Origin of the sequence: Rhodococcus sp. NPDC059234, from assembly GCF_042754225.1 — a bacterium.
GTDB lineage: Bacteria > Actinomycetota > Actinomycetes > Mycobacteriales > Mycobacteriaceae > Rhodococcus_G.
Map to the genome: position 1 here is coordinate 46,331 of NZ_JBHZAH010000001.1, position 16,290 is coordinate 62,620.

Below are 16,290 nucleotides of genomic sequence, written 5' to 3' on the forward strand. Positions count from 1 at the left end.
CGACGCGGGGTCGGCAAATTTCGACGAACCGAGCCGCGACTCCGTGTGCAACGATGAAGTTTGTGTGCCCTGACAGCGGCAAACGGATGATCACGGGGACGGCGAGAAGCTTCCGGCTCCCGCATTCGCGAGTTCGGACGGGGAGGCGACCGCACTGTCACCGGGCGCGGACGGCCGACGGTGAGGAACCGCCGTGAAGCCCGTCGATGCCCCGCGGCCGGCTACGCAGATCACAGACGCGGTGAATTTCCCGCTGTCGGCGGCGCAGCGTGCGACCTGGTTTGCGCAGCAACTCGAACCCGCGGTGCCGATCACGGTGGCGCAGTACGTGGAACTGCACGGGGATCTCGACATCGACCTGTTGCGCCGGGAAACCGTCGCCGCGGGTCGCGAGTTCCAGTCGCCCTTCGTCAAGGTGATCGAGGTCGACGGCGAACCGATGCAGTACGTCGACCAGTCGACCGATGTGTCGATCGACTTCATCGATTTCCGTGGTGAGGCCGACCCGGTCGCAGCCGCACACGGATGGATGGACCGGGACTACCAGACTCAGGTCGCGCTCGGTTCAGATCGACTCTTCAAGGCTGCTGTGCTTTGCGTCGGAACGTCGCACTTCCTGTGGTACAGCCGCATCCACCACGTCGCGCTCGACGGATACGCCGCGATGACGATGCTCAACCGCATCGCGCACCGGTATACGGCGTCGTTGGAGGGTCGCGACCCGGATCCGTGCCGAGCCGCCACCCTCCGTCAACTGTGCGACATCGACGCCCGCTATCGATCCTCCGAACGGTTCGTGGCGGATCGGGAGTACTGGGCGGAGCGACTCGCGACCTCCGAAGGATCGACTCTGGCGCACGGCCCTGCGCCGGCACTCGCAGGCAGCAAGGTCGTGAGCGCAGTCCTCTCCGAGGCGGCTCGCGCCGGGCTCCTGCCGGCTTCCGACCGGCAGGCAACCGCATCCGCGGCCGTCACCACCATCGCCGCCTTCGCCTGCTTCCTGTCTCGGTGCACCGCGAGAACCACTGTCCTCGTGCAGGTTCCGATGTCCGGCCGGACAACGTCGGTGCTGCGCGATTCCGGCGGCATGATCGTCAGTGTCGCGCCGCTGGCGATTTCGGTGGAACCGGAAGACACCGTCACGGACCTCGTGTCGCGGGTCGGGGGCGCGCTGACGGGCGCGTTGCGGCATCAGCGGTGCAGTCTCGACGACATTCGACGCGACGTCGGCACGCGCGATCACGCCGGGCTCCACGGACCGATGGTCAACGTCATGCTCTTCCGGCAGGACATACGGTTGGGCCCCCTGGTCGGCGAGTACCACATCGTCACGTCCGGTCCAGTGGAAGATCTCCTGGTCAACGTCTACCCGACAGGTACACCAGCCAAGATCTTCGTCGACTTCCGGGCGAATCCGAACCGCTACGAGGATGTGGCGCTGCGCCGGTACCACCGTCAGTTCGTCGAGTTGCTCGAAGAGTTCGTCGCGGCAGACCCCACGACCGCCCTCGCGACGATCCACGGGGCGAGCGCCCGAGAAGGCGAGCGGCTGCGTCTCGAGGCGGAGCAACGCGCCTACTGGCGCGAACGGCTCACGGGGCTTCCGGAACTGCTGAACCTGCCGTCCGATCGGGGCAGGCCCCCCACTCAATCGCTCGATGGGGACCGCGTCGAGTTCCCGATCGACGTGGACACGCATCGCCGCGTGCTCGCGCTCGCACACGAACACGGCGCGACCTCTTTCGCGGTCCTGCACACGGCCTTCGCCGTTCTGTTGAGCCGGGTCGGGGGCGGCGCGGATGTCGCGGTAGGAACGCCGGCCACGGTGGAGGAGGGCCACAACGTCGTGGTGCTGCGGAGCCGTGTCGAACCGGGCATGTCCTTCGCCGACCTCCTCGGCCACGTCCGCGACGCCGACCGGGAGGCATTCGCGCACTGCGACGTCGCTTTCGAGCAGCTGCCGCGGGTGCTCGAGGCCCGCGAGTCGCCCGCGTACGCGCCGATCGTCCAGGTGCTGTTCGAGCGTCGGGACGGGTCCCAGACCACCGCGACTCCCTACCCCGAGATCGGCCGACTCGACCTGCGGGCCACCGCGGAGGAAGTCTTCGACGCCAACGGCAACCCGGCGGGCATCACGGCATCACTCGGGTTCGCCACCGATCTGTTCGACGCCGAAACGGTACGTCGGCTCGGTGAGCAGTTCCGTCGAGTCCTTCAGGCGGGCACATCCCACCCGTGGATCCGCGTCGGCGACATCGACCTCCTCTCCGACACCGAACGAGCCACACTTCTTCCCGCGCGCGGCGCACCGGGCCACTCGGAACACACCTTGCCCGAGTTGTTCGACCTGGCCGCCCGAGCCAATCCTGCCGGTGCCGCACTCTCGTGTCGCGATGTCGAGGTGACGTACCGAGAACTGGACGAGCGCTCGAACCAGCTGGCGCGCGTCCTCGCCGCCCGCGGCGTCGGCCCGGAGAACTCGGTGGCACTGGGCATGACCCGCTCGATCGAGTCGGTCCTGGCGATGCTGGCGGTAGCGAAGTCGGGGGCGGCATTCGTGCCGGTGGACCCGAACTACCCGGCCGATCGCATCGACTACATGCTGCGCGATTCCGGCGCCGCGGTAGGCGTGACCGTGTCCGCCGAGCGTTCGCGGCTGCCGGACACGACCCCGTGGCTGGTGCTCGACGACGCGAAGTTCCGGTCCCACTGTGCGACGCAGCCGGTGTCGGTCGTCACCGACACCGACCGGGCCCGGCCGCTGCACCGGGCGAACACCGCCTACCTGATCTACACGTCCGGCTCCACCGGCCGGCCCAAGGGCGTTGCGGTCACTCACCGTGGCCTGGACAACCTTGTCGCCGAGCAGCGCGCACTGTTCGGCGCGTCACGGACGTCACGGACGCTGCACTCCTCGTCGCCGAGTTTCGACGCGTCCGTGTTCGAGTACCTCCACGCCCTCTGCGTCGGCGCAACCATGGTGATCGTCCCGCCCACGATCTACGGCGGCGAAGAGCTGTCCCGGCTCCTGAGGTCGGCGCGGGTCACCCAGGGATTCATCACCACCGCCGCGCTCGGCTCGATCGAACCGGACGAAGGGCTCTCCGACCTTCAGGACGTGGTGTTCGGGGGTGAGGCCTGCCCGCCGGAGTTGGTGATGCGGTGGGCGCCGGGCCGCCGGTTGTGCAATGCATACGGTCCGACCGAGGCGACCGTCATGACGAACATCAGTGCTCCGATGTCTCCGAACGGACCCGTCACGCTGGGTGTTCCGCTTCGCGGCTGCAACGAGGTCGTCCTCGACGCGCGCTTGAATCCCGTACCGGTCGGCGTCGCCGGGGAACTGTATGTCTCGGGCGACGCCCTGGCACGCGGGTACCACGGCAAGGCGGCGTTGACGGCCGAACGGTTCGTGGCCGACCCCGTCGGTGGTCCCGGTGACCGGATGTACCGAACGGGCGACGTGGTGCGTTGGCGCGCCGATCACACGCTGGAGTTCTTGGGCCGCAGTGACTTCCAGGTGAAGGTTCGTGGTTTCCGGATCGAACCCGACGAGATCGACGCGGTCCTCCACCGCCATCCCCGAGTGCGGACCGCGGTGACCATGCCGCGAACGGCACCTGCCGGTGACCCGGTGCTCGTGTCGTACGTACAGCCGGCGGCCGGGCAGCAGCTGACGGGTGCCGAGGTGACGAACTACGCCGCCGCGCAACTGCCGTCGTACCTGGTCCCGGCTGCCGTGGTGATTCTGGACGAGCTGCCGATAACGCCGGTGGGAAAGCTCGACCGCGCGGCCTTGCCTGCACCGGAGTTCCCGTCGCCGGCGACCGGATTCCGTGCTCCCGCCGATCCGGTGGAGCAGGCCGTTGCGCGGGTGTTCGAGGACGTCCTGGGTACCGAACGGGTCGGTCGCGGCGACAGCTTCTTCGACCTCGGGGGAAACTCGCTGGTGGCGACCAGGGTGGTGGCGCGCGTCAACGCTGCGCTGGGCGTCGACGTCGGTGTGCGGACCCTGTTCGAGGCGCCGACGGTCGAGGCATTGGCGGCGCGGACCAGGCGCGCCGACGCCGGGCGCCCCGACAGCGCGAGCCTGGTGGCACGACGGCGCCCCGACCGAATCCCGCTTTCGCTTGCACAGCAACGTCTGTGGTTCCTCAACCAGTACGACACATCCTCGCCGGCGTACAACATTCCGATGGCGTTACGCCTGACCGGGACCCTCCGTGCGGAGGCGCTCCGTGAGGCAGTGGGCGATGTCTTCGAACGGCACGAGTCGCTGCGCACCGTGTATCCGGCCTCGGCGGACGGAGCCTGCCAAGTGATCGTGCCACCGGAGCGGGTGGTCCTCGATCTGGCGCCGAGGGGGGCCGGGGACGACGAGGCGGTACGCGCGCGCATCGCCGAGATGGCCGCTCGGGGATTCGACGTGAGCGCAGAGGTGCCCGTACGTGCCGCCTTGTTCCGCACCGGTCCCCGCGAGCACGTCCTTCTGCTGGTGGTCCACCACATCTCGGCGGACGGGGCGTCGCTGGCACCGCTCGCCCGCGATCTGACGGTCGCCTATGCCGCGCGGGTACGGCGGCAGAGTCCGGACTGGCGACCGCTCCAGGTGCAGTATGCCGACTACAGCCTGTGGCAGCGGGCGGTACTCGGCAGTGAGCGCGATCCCGACAGCACCATGTCGGAGCAGTTGGAGTACTGGAAGACCACACTGTCCGGCCTCCCCGCCGCGACCGACCTTCCACTCGATCGACCGAGACCCGCGGACAGGTCGATGCTGATGCGGGGCGGGACCGTCACGTTCTCGGTGCCCGCGGACCTGCATCGGGGGCTCCTCCTGCTCGCCCGTCGACACGACGCCACGATGTTCATGGTGATGCACGCGGCGCTGGCCGTGATGTCGGCGCGGCTGAGTGGGTCCACAGACATCGCGATCGGGACGCCGATCGGGGGGCGAGGCGAGGAGGCACTCGACGACCTGGTGGGGATGTTCGTCAACACGCTGGCACTGCGGACGGCGGTGAAGCCCGAAGCGACGTTCGCCCAAGTGCTTTCCCGAACCCGGGAGGCAGATCTGGAGGCGCTCGGTCATACGGCGGTGCCCTTCGAGAGCGTGGTGGACGCACTCGCGCTGGGTCGCTCGGCGCCGTACCCACCACTCTTCCAAGTCTTGTTGGAGTTCCGAAACACGGAAGCGCCCAGGGTGGAGTTGCCGGGGCTGGCGGTGGAGGTCCTCGACATCGAAACCGGTGTCTCCAAGTTCGAGCTGCAGCTGACGCTTGCGGAGCGGTACGACGAGTCGGGGACCGCTGCCGGCGTCTCCGCGGGGTTCACCTTCGCTTCGGACGTGTTCGATCGTGGCTCGGTGGCGGGCTTCGGCGAGCGGTTCGTCCGGATTCTCGAGGCGATCACCGCCGATGAGGAGATTCCCGTCGGTGACGTCGACATTCTCGGGCCGGGTGAGCGGGAGTTGTTGTCCGGCACCTGGAATGCGACGGCGCACGAGGTGCCGTCGACGACACTGGCCGCGTTGTTCGCTGCGCAGGAGGTCCGCACTCCCGCGGCCCCGGCGGTGGTGTGCGGTGACCTGGTGCTGACGTACGCGGAGTTCGGTGCCCGGGTGAATCGGTTGGCCCGGTACCTGATCTCGGAGGGAGTGGGTCCGGAGTCGACAGTGGGCATCGCGGTGTCGCGCTCGGTCGACCTGCTGGTGGGGATCCATGCGGTGCTCGGGGCGGGCGGGGCGTATGTCCCGATCGATCCGGATCAACCGGCCGAGCGGATCGGGCACGTGGTGGCGACGGCCGCTCCGGTGCTGGTCCTGACCACCACCGACGACCGGACGGTGGTGCCCGCGGACGTGGCGGTCGTCGAGCTCGACAAGCTCGACGTGTCCGCGGTGTCGTCCGACCCGGTGCGCGATCTCGATCGGATCGCGCCGTTGCGCCCTGGGAACACGGCCTACGTGATCTTCACGTCCGGGTCGACGGGGCGGCCGAAGGGCGTAGCGGTTACGCACGCGGCGATCGTGAATCGTCTGATGTGGATGCAAGACCGGTATCCGTTGGACGCCACCGATGCGGTGCTGCAGAAGACCCCGGTTACGTTCGACGTGTCCGTGTGGGAGTTGGTCTGGCCGCTACTGGTGGGCGCCCGGTTGGTGATCGCCCGACCGGACGGTCATCGGGATCCGGCGTACTTGGCGGGCGCGATCGCCGAGCACGAGGTGACGGCAGTGCATTTCGTGCCGTCGATGTTGGCGGTGTTCACCGCGGAGCCGTCGGCGGCCGGATGCGCGAGCCTGCGGTGGGTGTTCGCTTCGGGTGAGCGGTTGCCTGCGCGGACGGCGGCGAGCATGCGTGCGCTGGTGCCCGGCGTCGGCGTGCACAATCTGTACGGTCCGACCGAGGCAGCCGTGGACGTGACGTTCCACGAGGTCACCGATGCGGACACGGTCGGCGTGCCGATCGGGGCGCCGGTGTGGAACACCCAGACGTATGTGCTCGACGCCCGGCTGCACCCGGTGCCGGTCGGCGTCGCGGGGGAGTTGTACCTCGGCGGGGTCCAGCTGGCCCGCGGGTATCGGGGACGGTTCGATCTGACGGCGGACCGGTTCGTGGCCGATCCGTTCGGCGGCACCGAAGGACTCGTCGCCCCCGGCGGCCGGTTGTACCGCACGGGTGATCTGGTGCGGTGGCTGCCGGGCGGGCAGCTCGAATACCTGGGCCGCAACGACCTTCAGGTCAAGCTGCGGGGTCAGCGCATCGAACTCGGTGAGGTGGAGGCGGTGTTGCTGCGGCACGAGAACGTGGCGCAGGCGGTGGTGGTGCTATGTGGCGAGGGTCCGGCCGGTGACTGTCTCGTGGGGTATGTGGTGCCGGTGAGCGGAAAGGTGGTGGAGGAGCGGGCCGTGCTCGCGACCGCCGCGACCTGGCTGCCCGCGTACATGGTGCCCTCGGTGGTGGTCGTGCTCGAGGCGGTTCCGGTGACTGCGAACGGCAAGGTCGACCGCGCCGCGCTGCCGGAGCCCGACTTCGATTCCGTGGCAGCGGGTTTCGTGGCCCCTCGCACCCCGATCGAAGAGATCGTGGCCGCGGTGTGCGCCGACCTGCTCGGGATCACGAGGGTGGGCCGAAACGACAACTTCTTCGCGCTGGGCGGGAACTCGCTGATCGCGACCCGGTTGGTGGCGCGGATCAATGCGGCCACCTCGGGCGGAGCTTCGGGCGCTGAAGCCGTCGGGAACCGGATCGGTGTTCGCGACGTGTTCGACGCCCCCACGGTGGCGGGCCTGGCACGGCTGGCGGCGTCGAGGGACGGGCCGGAGCTCCGCCCGACGCTGATACCGAGGGAAGGTACGGCGGAAGTGCCCGTGTCGCCGGCCCAGCAGCGCATGTGGTTCGTCAACCAGTTCGACACCTCCTCCTCGGCGTACAACGTCGCGTTCGCACTCAGGCTCGAGGGTCGACTGGACGTGGATGCCCTACAGGCGGCAGTTGCCGACGTGATCGAGCGACACGAGGCCGTGCGCACCGTCTTCCCACTCGCCGCCGACGGTCCGCGGCAGGTGATCCTCTCTGCGACGGGCGCGGTGCCCGACCTCGCTCCGATAGGTGTGTCGGGGGAGGCCGAGCTCCACGAACAGTCGATGCGAGTGCTGTCGGCGGGATTCGACGTCACGGAGCAGGTCCCGCTGCGCGCGCGCCTGCTGCGGGTCGACGAGCACGTGCACGTGCTCGCGGTGGTGGTGCATCACATCGCAGCAGACGGTTTCTCGATGGCGCCGCTGGCACGGGACGTGATGCGCGCGTACGGGTCGCGAGTGAACGGCACGGCACCGGACTGGGCGCCGCTCGAGGTGCAGTACGCCGACTACGCGCTGTGGCAGCGTGCGTGGCTGGGCTCGGAATCCGACGAGAAGTCGCCCCTGTCGCGACAGTTGGCCTACTGGACCACCACACTGTCGGACCTGCCCGAAGTGCTGGAGTTGCCGACCGACCGACCACGCCCCGATGTCCGGTCGCTCCGCGGCGGCCACGTCGAGTTCGTGCTCGGTCCGGAGGTGCACGCCGGGGTGGTGCGGTTGGCGCGGGAACACAACATGACGGTGTTCATGACGCTGCATGCCGCGCTGGCGATCATGCTGGCACGACTGAGTGGTTCCGACGACATCGCCGTCGGGACGCCGATGGCCGGTCGTGGTGAGCGCGAACTCGACGACATGGTGGGCATGTTCGTCAACACGGTCGTGCTGCGCACCCACGTCGACGGGGGAGCCACATTCTCGGAGTTTCTCGGCGCCGTCCGGGAAGCCGATCTGGGTGCCTTCACTCACGCGGAAGTGCCGTTCGAACGGGTGGTGGAGGTCCTGGATCCGTCCAGGTCGACCGCGTACTCGCCGCTCTTCCAGACGATGGTGGAGTTCCAGGACATCGAGCGCCCGACCCTGGAACTGCCGGATCTGCGGGTCCGGCCCGTCGACGTCTCGACAGACACAATCAACTTCGACTTGCAGCTGACTCTGGCCGAGAGGGTGGATTCGGGCGGCAACCCGACAGGGATCGCAGCATCTCTCGGCTACGCCACGGATCTCTTCGACGAGGAGACGGCGATCGGGTTCGCGACGCGACTACAGCGCATCCTCGCGGCGGTCACTGCCGACCCCACCGCCCGAGTGGGAGACATCGACATCCTCGGCACCCGGGAGCGCGCCGGACTGACCCCGGTGCGCGGCGACGCCGCAGTGGCGGCACGGACGCTGCCAAATCTGTTGGCCGGCGCGGCCGCGCGCGATCCGGATGCGGTGGCGTTGGTCTTCGAAGGCCGCGACGTGCGCTACGCCGATCTCGACGAGCGCTCGAACCAGTTGGCCCGCATGTTGATCGAGCGCGGTGTCGGGCCGGAATCCGTGGTCGCCCTGTGCCTGCCGCGGTCCGTCGACTCCGTGCTGGCCGTGTGGGCGGTGGCCAGGTCGGGGGCCGCCTTCCTTCCGGTGGATCCGAGTCATCCGGCTGCCCGGATCGACTACATCCTCACCGACTCCGGTGCCACGTGGGGCGTGACGGTATCGGCGCATCGCGGCGCGGTGCCCGACACGGTGCCGTGGCTGGTGCTGGGCGAACCGGAGGTCGAGGACGAGCTGTCGAACCACCCGGCATCGCCGGTCACCGATGACGATCGGATATCGAAGGTGCGGGTCGACAACCCGGCCTACCTGATCTACACCTCGGGCTCGACCGGCAGACCCAAAGGCGTGGTGACCACGCATCGCGGGTTGGCGAGCCTCGCGGCGCAGCAAAGACGGACCTTCGCGACGACGGCCGAGAGCAGAACGCTGCACTTCGCGTCGCCCAGCTTCGACGCATCCGTACTCGAGCTGCTGCTGGCGGTCGGCGCGGCAGCCACCATGGTGATCGCACCGCCGTCGTTGTACGGCGGTGCCGAGTTGGCCCGGCTGTTGGACTCCGAAGGGGTCACACACTGCTTCGTCACGCCGGTGGCGCTGGCGTCGGTCGATCCGGCCGGCCTTGCCACCCTCGGGTGCGTGGTGACGGGCGGGGAGGCGTGTCCTCCCGAGCTGGTCGCGAGGTGGGCGGAAACCGAACTCCCGGGTACCGGGGGAGCGAGGCGGCGAATGTTCAACGCCTACGGTCCGACCGAGGCGACGGTCGTCTCGAGCATCAGCGCCGCGCTGGTGCCGGCGGCGCCGGTCACCATCGGCACGCCTTGTCTCGGTTTCGCGGAAGTGGTGCTGGACCCGCGACTGCACCCGGTACCGGCGGGGGTGCCGGGGGAGTTGTATCTCGCCGGTCCCGCACTCGCGCGCGGGTACCACCGGCGCTTCGCGCTGTCGGCCTCGTGCTTCGTCGCCGATCCCTACGGTCCGGCGGGAAGTCGGATGTATCGCACCGGCGACCGGGCGCGCTGGACGACCGACGGACAGTTGGAGTATCTGGGGCGCACCGATTCCCAGGTGAAGATCCGGGGTTTCCGCATCGAACTCGGCGAGGTCGAGTCGGCACTGCTCGCACACGACGATGTCGCACAGGCCGTGGCGGTCGCGTGGAACGGAGACGGCGGCCGGGATCGGCTGGTCGGTTACCTGGTGCCCGAACCCGGCTCGACGATCGATTCGACAGCGGTCCTCGACTTCGTCGGCGGCCGGTTGGCGTCCTACCTGGTGCCGACGGCGCTGGTGACACTCGGATCGCTTCCGCTGACTGTCCACGGAAAGCTCGACCGCACAGCCCTTCCGACGCCCGACTTCGCAGCCGCGGTGCCGGGGAGCCGCCCACCACGAACCGAGACGGAGAAGCTTCTCGCCGGGCTGTTCGAGGAGATCCTCGGACTGGACTCGGTGGGTGTACACGACTCGTTCTTCGCCCTCGGCGGCGACAGCATCATGTCGATCCAGTTGGTGGCCCGCGCGCGAGCGTCCGGCGTGATCCTCTCTCCCCGAGACGTGTTCGATCGCAGAACCGTTGCCGGTCTCGCCGAGTGGGCGAGGTTCGACGATGTCGGCGCGGTGGTGCTCGACGAGTTGCCGGGCGGTGGCGTCGGCCCCATGCCGTTGACACCCGTCGCGCGATGGCTGTCGGGGCGGAGCGGTGGACGGCTCGACAGGTTCTCGCAGGCGCTGTTGCTGACTGCCCCCGCCGGTCTCACGTTCGAGGTTCTCGCCGAAGCCGTCGAGGCGCTACGCGACCGGCACGACATGCTCCGCGCGCGTCTGCTCGCAGACGGCATGGACGTGCTGCCGACCGGATCGGTTCCGGCGGACGCGCTGGTGCGTCGGGTGCCGGTCGACACGGTGGAGGGAGACGACTTCACCTCGCTCGCGGCCAGCGAACTCGACGCAGCGGCGGACCACCTGGATCCGGCGACCGCCGGTATGGTGCGGGCGGTCTGGTTCGACGTCCCGAACGACGCCGGGCGACTGCTCGTGGTGGTGCATCACCTCGTGGTCGACGGCGTCTCGTGGCGCATTCTCGTCGCGGATCTCGCGTCGGCATGCAGCCGTCTGCAGGCCGGTCGGACTCCCGCGCTACCGGCAGTCGGGACGTCGATGCGGCGGTGGTCGCACGGCCTGCGCGATGCAGTGTGGCAACGAACGGGCGAACTCGCGTTGTGGGAGAGGATCCTCGACGGTCAGGACCCGCTGATCGGTGCGCGCCCGCTGGATCCCACGCGGGACGTTCACGCGACCGTCGGTACCGTCGCCGTCGCGGTGCCGCCGGGCGTGACCGGTGCGTTGCTCACCACACTGCCGCGGGCGTTCCACGGAAACGTGGTGGACGGGATGCTCACCGCCGTGGCACTGGCCTTGATCGCATGGCGACGGGAACGGGGTGTTCCGGTGTCGGACGCCCTGATCGACCTCGAGGGGCACGGTCGCGAGGAGAGCGTCGTCGCAACAGATGCCCGAGGCTTCGCCCGAGAAGGCCGCGCGGACCTGTCCCGCACCGTCGGCTGGTTCACCACCCGGTATCCGGCGCGATTGGATCTGACCGGAATCGACGTCGACGACGCCATCGCGGGGGGACGCGCGACCGGGCAGGCCGTCAAGGCCGTCAAGGAGCAGCTGCTCGCGATTCCGGATCACGGGATCGGTTTCGGAATGCTGCGCTTCCTCGACAGTGAGGCTGCGGAGACCCTGAGCCGATTCCCTTGTCCACAAGTAAGTTTCAACTATCTGGGGCGGGTGAGCACGACGAGCGGACCGGGCGACTGGGAGCCGGTTGAGGGCAGCGGCGAGTTCGGTGGAACCCAGAACCCCGACATGCCGGTCGCGTCGGTGATCGACATCAACGCCGTCGTCGAGGATCGCCCGGACGGACCGCGTCTGAGGGCGACGTTCACCTTTCCCCGGGAGGTGCTGCGCGAGGCCGAGGTGGTGGCGTTCGTGAAGCTGTGGCGCCGCGCCCTCGACGGACTCGCGAGGCATTCGGCCCGACCGGGTTCGGGCGGACTGTCGCCGTCCGACATTCCGCTGGTGACGGTGAGTCAGCGGCAGATCGAGCGGTGGGAGTCCCGGTTCCCGGCGCTGCGGGACGTCTGGTCCCTGTCTCCGCTGCAGTCGGGGCTGCTGTTCCATGCGTCTCTGGCTGCGGCGTCGGTGGACGTGTACACGGCACAGCTTCGCATCGACCTCGCGGGTGCGGTCGACGCCGGGCGTCTGCGCGCCGCCGCGTCCGCACTGGTCGCCCGTCACCCGAATCTGCGGACGGGGTTCGTCTACGACGACGACGGGGCACCCGCGCAGTTGGTGGTCGACGCGGTGGAGCTGCCGTGGCGGGAGGTGGATCTGACCGGCCACGGGTCGGCCGCCCCGACGGAACTCGCACGACTACTCGACGAGGACCGCACCGCCCGGTTCGACCTCGATACACCGCCGCTGCTGCGGCTGACGCTGATCCGCACCGGCCCGGAGCGCTTCGTGCTGGCCGTCACGAACCACCACATCGTCCTGGACGGCTGGTCCATGCCGTTGCTGGTGCGGGAATTGCTGGCGCACTACACCGACGACGACCCGGCCTGTTCGCCCGAGCCACCGTCGTATCGCACGTATCTGGAATGGGTGGCGAACCGCGACACGGGCGCGTCGATCCGCGCCTGGGAGGAGGCGCTGGCCGGGCTCGAGGAGCCGACGCTGCTGGCGGCGCGGGCGACGTCGGCACGCTCCGGCGTGCCCGGCGAGGTCGACATTGCGCTGTCCGCGCCGGTGCTCGAGGCGCTCGCCGCCGTTCGGGAGCGGGCCGGGGTCACGATGAACACGGTGGTGCAGGCGGCGTGGGGGGTGCTGCTCTCCCAGTTGCTCTCGCGTGACGACGTCGTCTTCGGTGCCACCGTCTCGGGTCGTCCTCCGCAACTGGACGGTGTCGAGAACATGCTGGGGCTGTTCGTCAACACCCTGCCGGTGCGGGTCCGGGTGGACCCGGACGAGACCTTCGTCGGACTCCTCGCCCGCCTGCAGGCAGAACAGGCAGCGCTGCTCGATCACCACCACGTCGGCCTCGGCGAGATTCAGTCGCGCGTCGGTCTGGGAAATCTGTTCGACACGCTGTCCGTGTTCGAGTCGTACCCGATCGACACCTCCGGGCTGGACGAGACCACCGACGTCGCGGGGATGCGTGTGACCGGCCTGGACGCCCGCGACGCCACCCACTACCCCCTCACGCTGCTGTCGGTCCTCGAACCCCGACTGCGGCTGAGTCTGCGGTACCAGCCGGGAGTTTTCGACCGGAGTGCGGCCACCCGGCTCGCCGCGAGGCTGACCGCGATCCTCGTGACCGTCGCACGGGACGCGGGCACGGCCGTCGGTGCGGTCGACCTGTTCGCACCGGGCGAGCGGGACCTCGTTCTCGACACCTGGAACGCGACGGCGCACACGGTGCCGGACACGACGCTGGCGGAGTTGTTCGACGCGCAGGTCGCCAGGACCCCCGACGCGCCGGCAGTCACGTTCGACGGGATCGTGTTGTCGTATGCGGAGTTCGACGCCCGCGCGAACCGGTTGGCCCGGCATCTGATTTCGGCGGGCGTGGGTCCGGAGTCGCTGGTGGGCGTCGCGGTGCGCCGGTCGGTGGACCTGCTGGTAGGGATCTACGCGGTGATCAAGGCGGGGGGTGCCTACGTCCCCATCGATCCCGATCAGCCCGCCGAGCGCATCGAGTACGTGGTGGCGACGGCCGACCCGGTGCTGATCGTGACCACCACCGCGGATCGCGCGGGAGTGCCCGACGCGGCGGCCGTCGTCGAGCTGGACACCCTCGATGTGTCCGGGCTCTCGGCCGCCCCGGTGCGGGACGGGGACCGGGTGGCACCGCTCGATCCGCGAAATCCGGCATACGTCATCTTCACGTCGGGTTCCACCGGCCGGCCCAAGGGCGTCGCGGTGCCGCATGCGGGGATCACGAACCGCCTGTTGTGGATGCAGGACCGGTATCCGCTGACGTCGGAGGACGTGGTCCTGCAGAAGACGCCGGTGACCTTCGACGTGTCGGTGTGGGAGTTGTTCTGGCCGTTGGAAACCGGTGCCCGGCTGGTGATCGCGAAGCCGGACGGCCACCGCGACCCGGTGTATCTCGAGCGGGTGATCCGAGAGGAGTCGGTCACCACCGTGCATTTCGTTCCGTCGATGCTCGAGGTGTTTCTGGCCGGATCGGACATCGGGCGATGTGGCTCGCTGCGCCGGGTCTTCGCCAGCGGTGAGGCGCTGGCGCCACCGACGGTCGCACGGATGCACGGCGCCAGCGGGGCGGAGCTGCACAATCTGTACGGGCCGACCGAGGCGTCGGTGGACGTCACGTGGTACGCGACAGGCCCGGACGACCGCCGGCGGGAGCAGGCCACGGTGCCGATCGGGGCGCCGGTGTGGAACACCCAGACGTATGTGCTCGACACCCGCCTGCGCCCGGTGCCCGTCGGCGTCGCGGGGGAGTTGTACCTCGGCGGTGTGCAATTGGCTCGCGGCTACCAGGGCCGCCCCGATCTGACCTCGGACCGGTTCGTCGCGAATCCGTTCGGGGGCGGGGCGGGCGGAGCGACGGGGGATGTCACGGGTGCGCGGTTGTACCGCACCGGGGACCTGGTGCGGTGGTTGCCAGGCGGGCAGCTCGAATACCTAGGGCGAACCGACTTCCAGGTCGAGCTGCGCGGTCAGCGCATCGAGCCTGCGGAGGTCGAGGCGGCGCTGCGGCGGCACGCGGGTGTGGCGCAGGCGGTCGTCGTGCTCGGCAGCGGGGCGGCCGGGGACCATCTGGCCGGGTACGTGACACCGGCGCACGGGAAGGTGGTGGATGAGCGGGCCGTGCTCGCGACCGCCGCAGCCGCGCTTCCCGGGTACATGGTGCCCTCGGTGGTGGTCGTGCTCCCGGAACTGCCGGTGACTGCGAACGGCAAACTCGACCGGAAAGCGCTGCCCGTGCCGGAATTCACCACGACCGCGAACCGCGCCCCGAGCACCCCCGCGGAGGAGGCGGTGGCGACGGTCTTCGCCGACGTTCTCGGCATGGACCGGGTCGGCGCGGACGACAGCTTCTTCGCACTCGGAGGGGACTCGCTCAGCGCCACCCGAGCGGTGGCACGGATCAACAGCGCGCTGGGCAGCGACCTGGGTGTCGCGGCATTGTTCGATGCACCGGTGGTGACCGATCTGGCCGTCGCGATCGAGTCGACCGCGACGACGAGTCCAGCCTCCCCGGCGCTCGCCGCGAGGCCCCTCATTTCACGATCGCGGCCCGATCGAATTCCCCTCTCGCTCGCACAGGAGCGCATGTGGTTCGTCAATCAGTTCGACACCTCGTCGCCGGCCTACAACCTTCCGATCGCCCTGCAATTGGACGGAGTGATGAACCCGGGCGCACTGCGGGCTGCGTTCGGGGACGTCATCGAGCGCCACGAGTCGCTACGGACGGTGTTCCCCGGCTCCGTCGACGGGCCCCGGCAGGTGATCGTCGATTCCGCGCCCGCCTCTCCCGACCTGAGCCCGGTGCCCGTTGCCGACGGTGAGCTTCGAGGCGCGCTGGCCGCGTTCTTCGGTGTGGGATTCGATGTCACCGAGGACCTTCCACTCCGGGCCCGCCTACTGCGACTCGGCCCCGAGCGGCACGTACTCGCCATCGTCGTGCACCACATTGCAGCCGACGGCTTCTCGATGGCGCCTCTGGCGCGGGACGTGATGTTCGCCTACACCGCACACACGCAGCAGCAGGCACCCGGCTGGGCGCCGCTGACCGTGCAGTACGCCGACTACAGCCTGTGGCAGCGGAAGTTGCTCGGCACGCAGGAGCAGCCCGATTCGGTGCTTCCCGGGCTGCTCGCCTACTGGACCCGGACGTTGTCGGGCCTCCCGGAGGTGCTGCCGCTACCCCTGGACCGCCCGCGGCCCCTGCAGCGGTCCTTCCGCGGCGACGTGGTCACCTTCGACATCCCGCGCGCCGTCCACAACGCTCTCGCCGAACTTGCGCGCCAGAGCAATTCGACGTTGTTCATGGTGGTGCACGCGGCGTTGGCCGTGTTGCTGGAGCGGGTGTCGGGATCGGACGATGTGGTGGTGGGCACCCCGATCGCGGGCCGGGGACACGCCGCACTCGACGATGTGGTGGGCATGTTCGTCAACACACTGGTACTCCGAACTCCGGTGGCGCCAGGATCGTCGTTCGCCGATGTGCTCGCCGAGGTGCGGTCGGTGGACCTCGGTGCGTTCGAGCACGCGGACCTTCCCTTCGAGCGGTTGGTGGACGAACTCGCACCCGAACGGTCCACTGCGCACTCACCCCTGTTCCAGGT

The 16,290-nt window shown here is 69.2% G+C and carries 1 protein-coding gene (running past one end of the window); it reads left to right on the top strand.

All coding sequences use genetic code 11. From position 1 onward, the window contains the following. The first annotated feature begins 193 nt into the window (after nt 1–193). Nucleotides 194–16,290, top strand: the 5' portion of a protein-coding gene (locus ACFXGJ_RS00215; RefSeq protein WP_378615236.1) for a non-ribosomal peptide synthase/polyketide synthase. The gene runs 10,771 nt beyond the window's last position; 16,097 of the gene's 26,868 nt are visible here — the first part of the coding sequence; its start codon is at nt 194–196; the stop codon falls past the right edge of the window.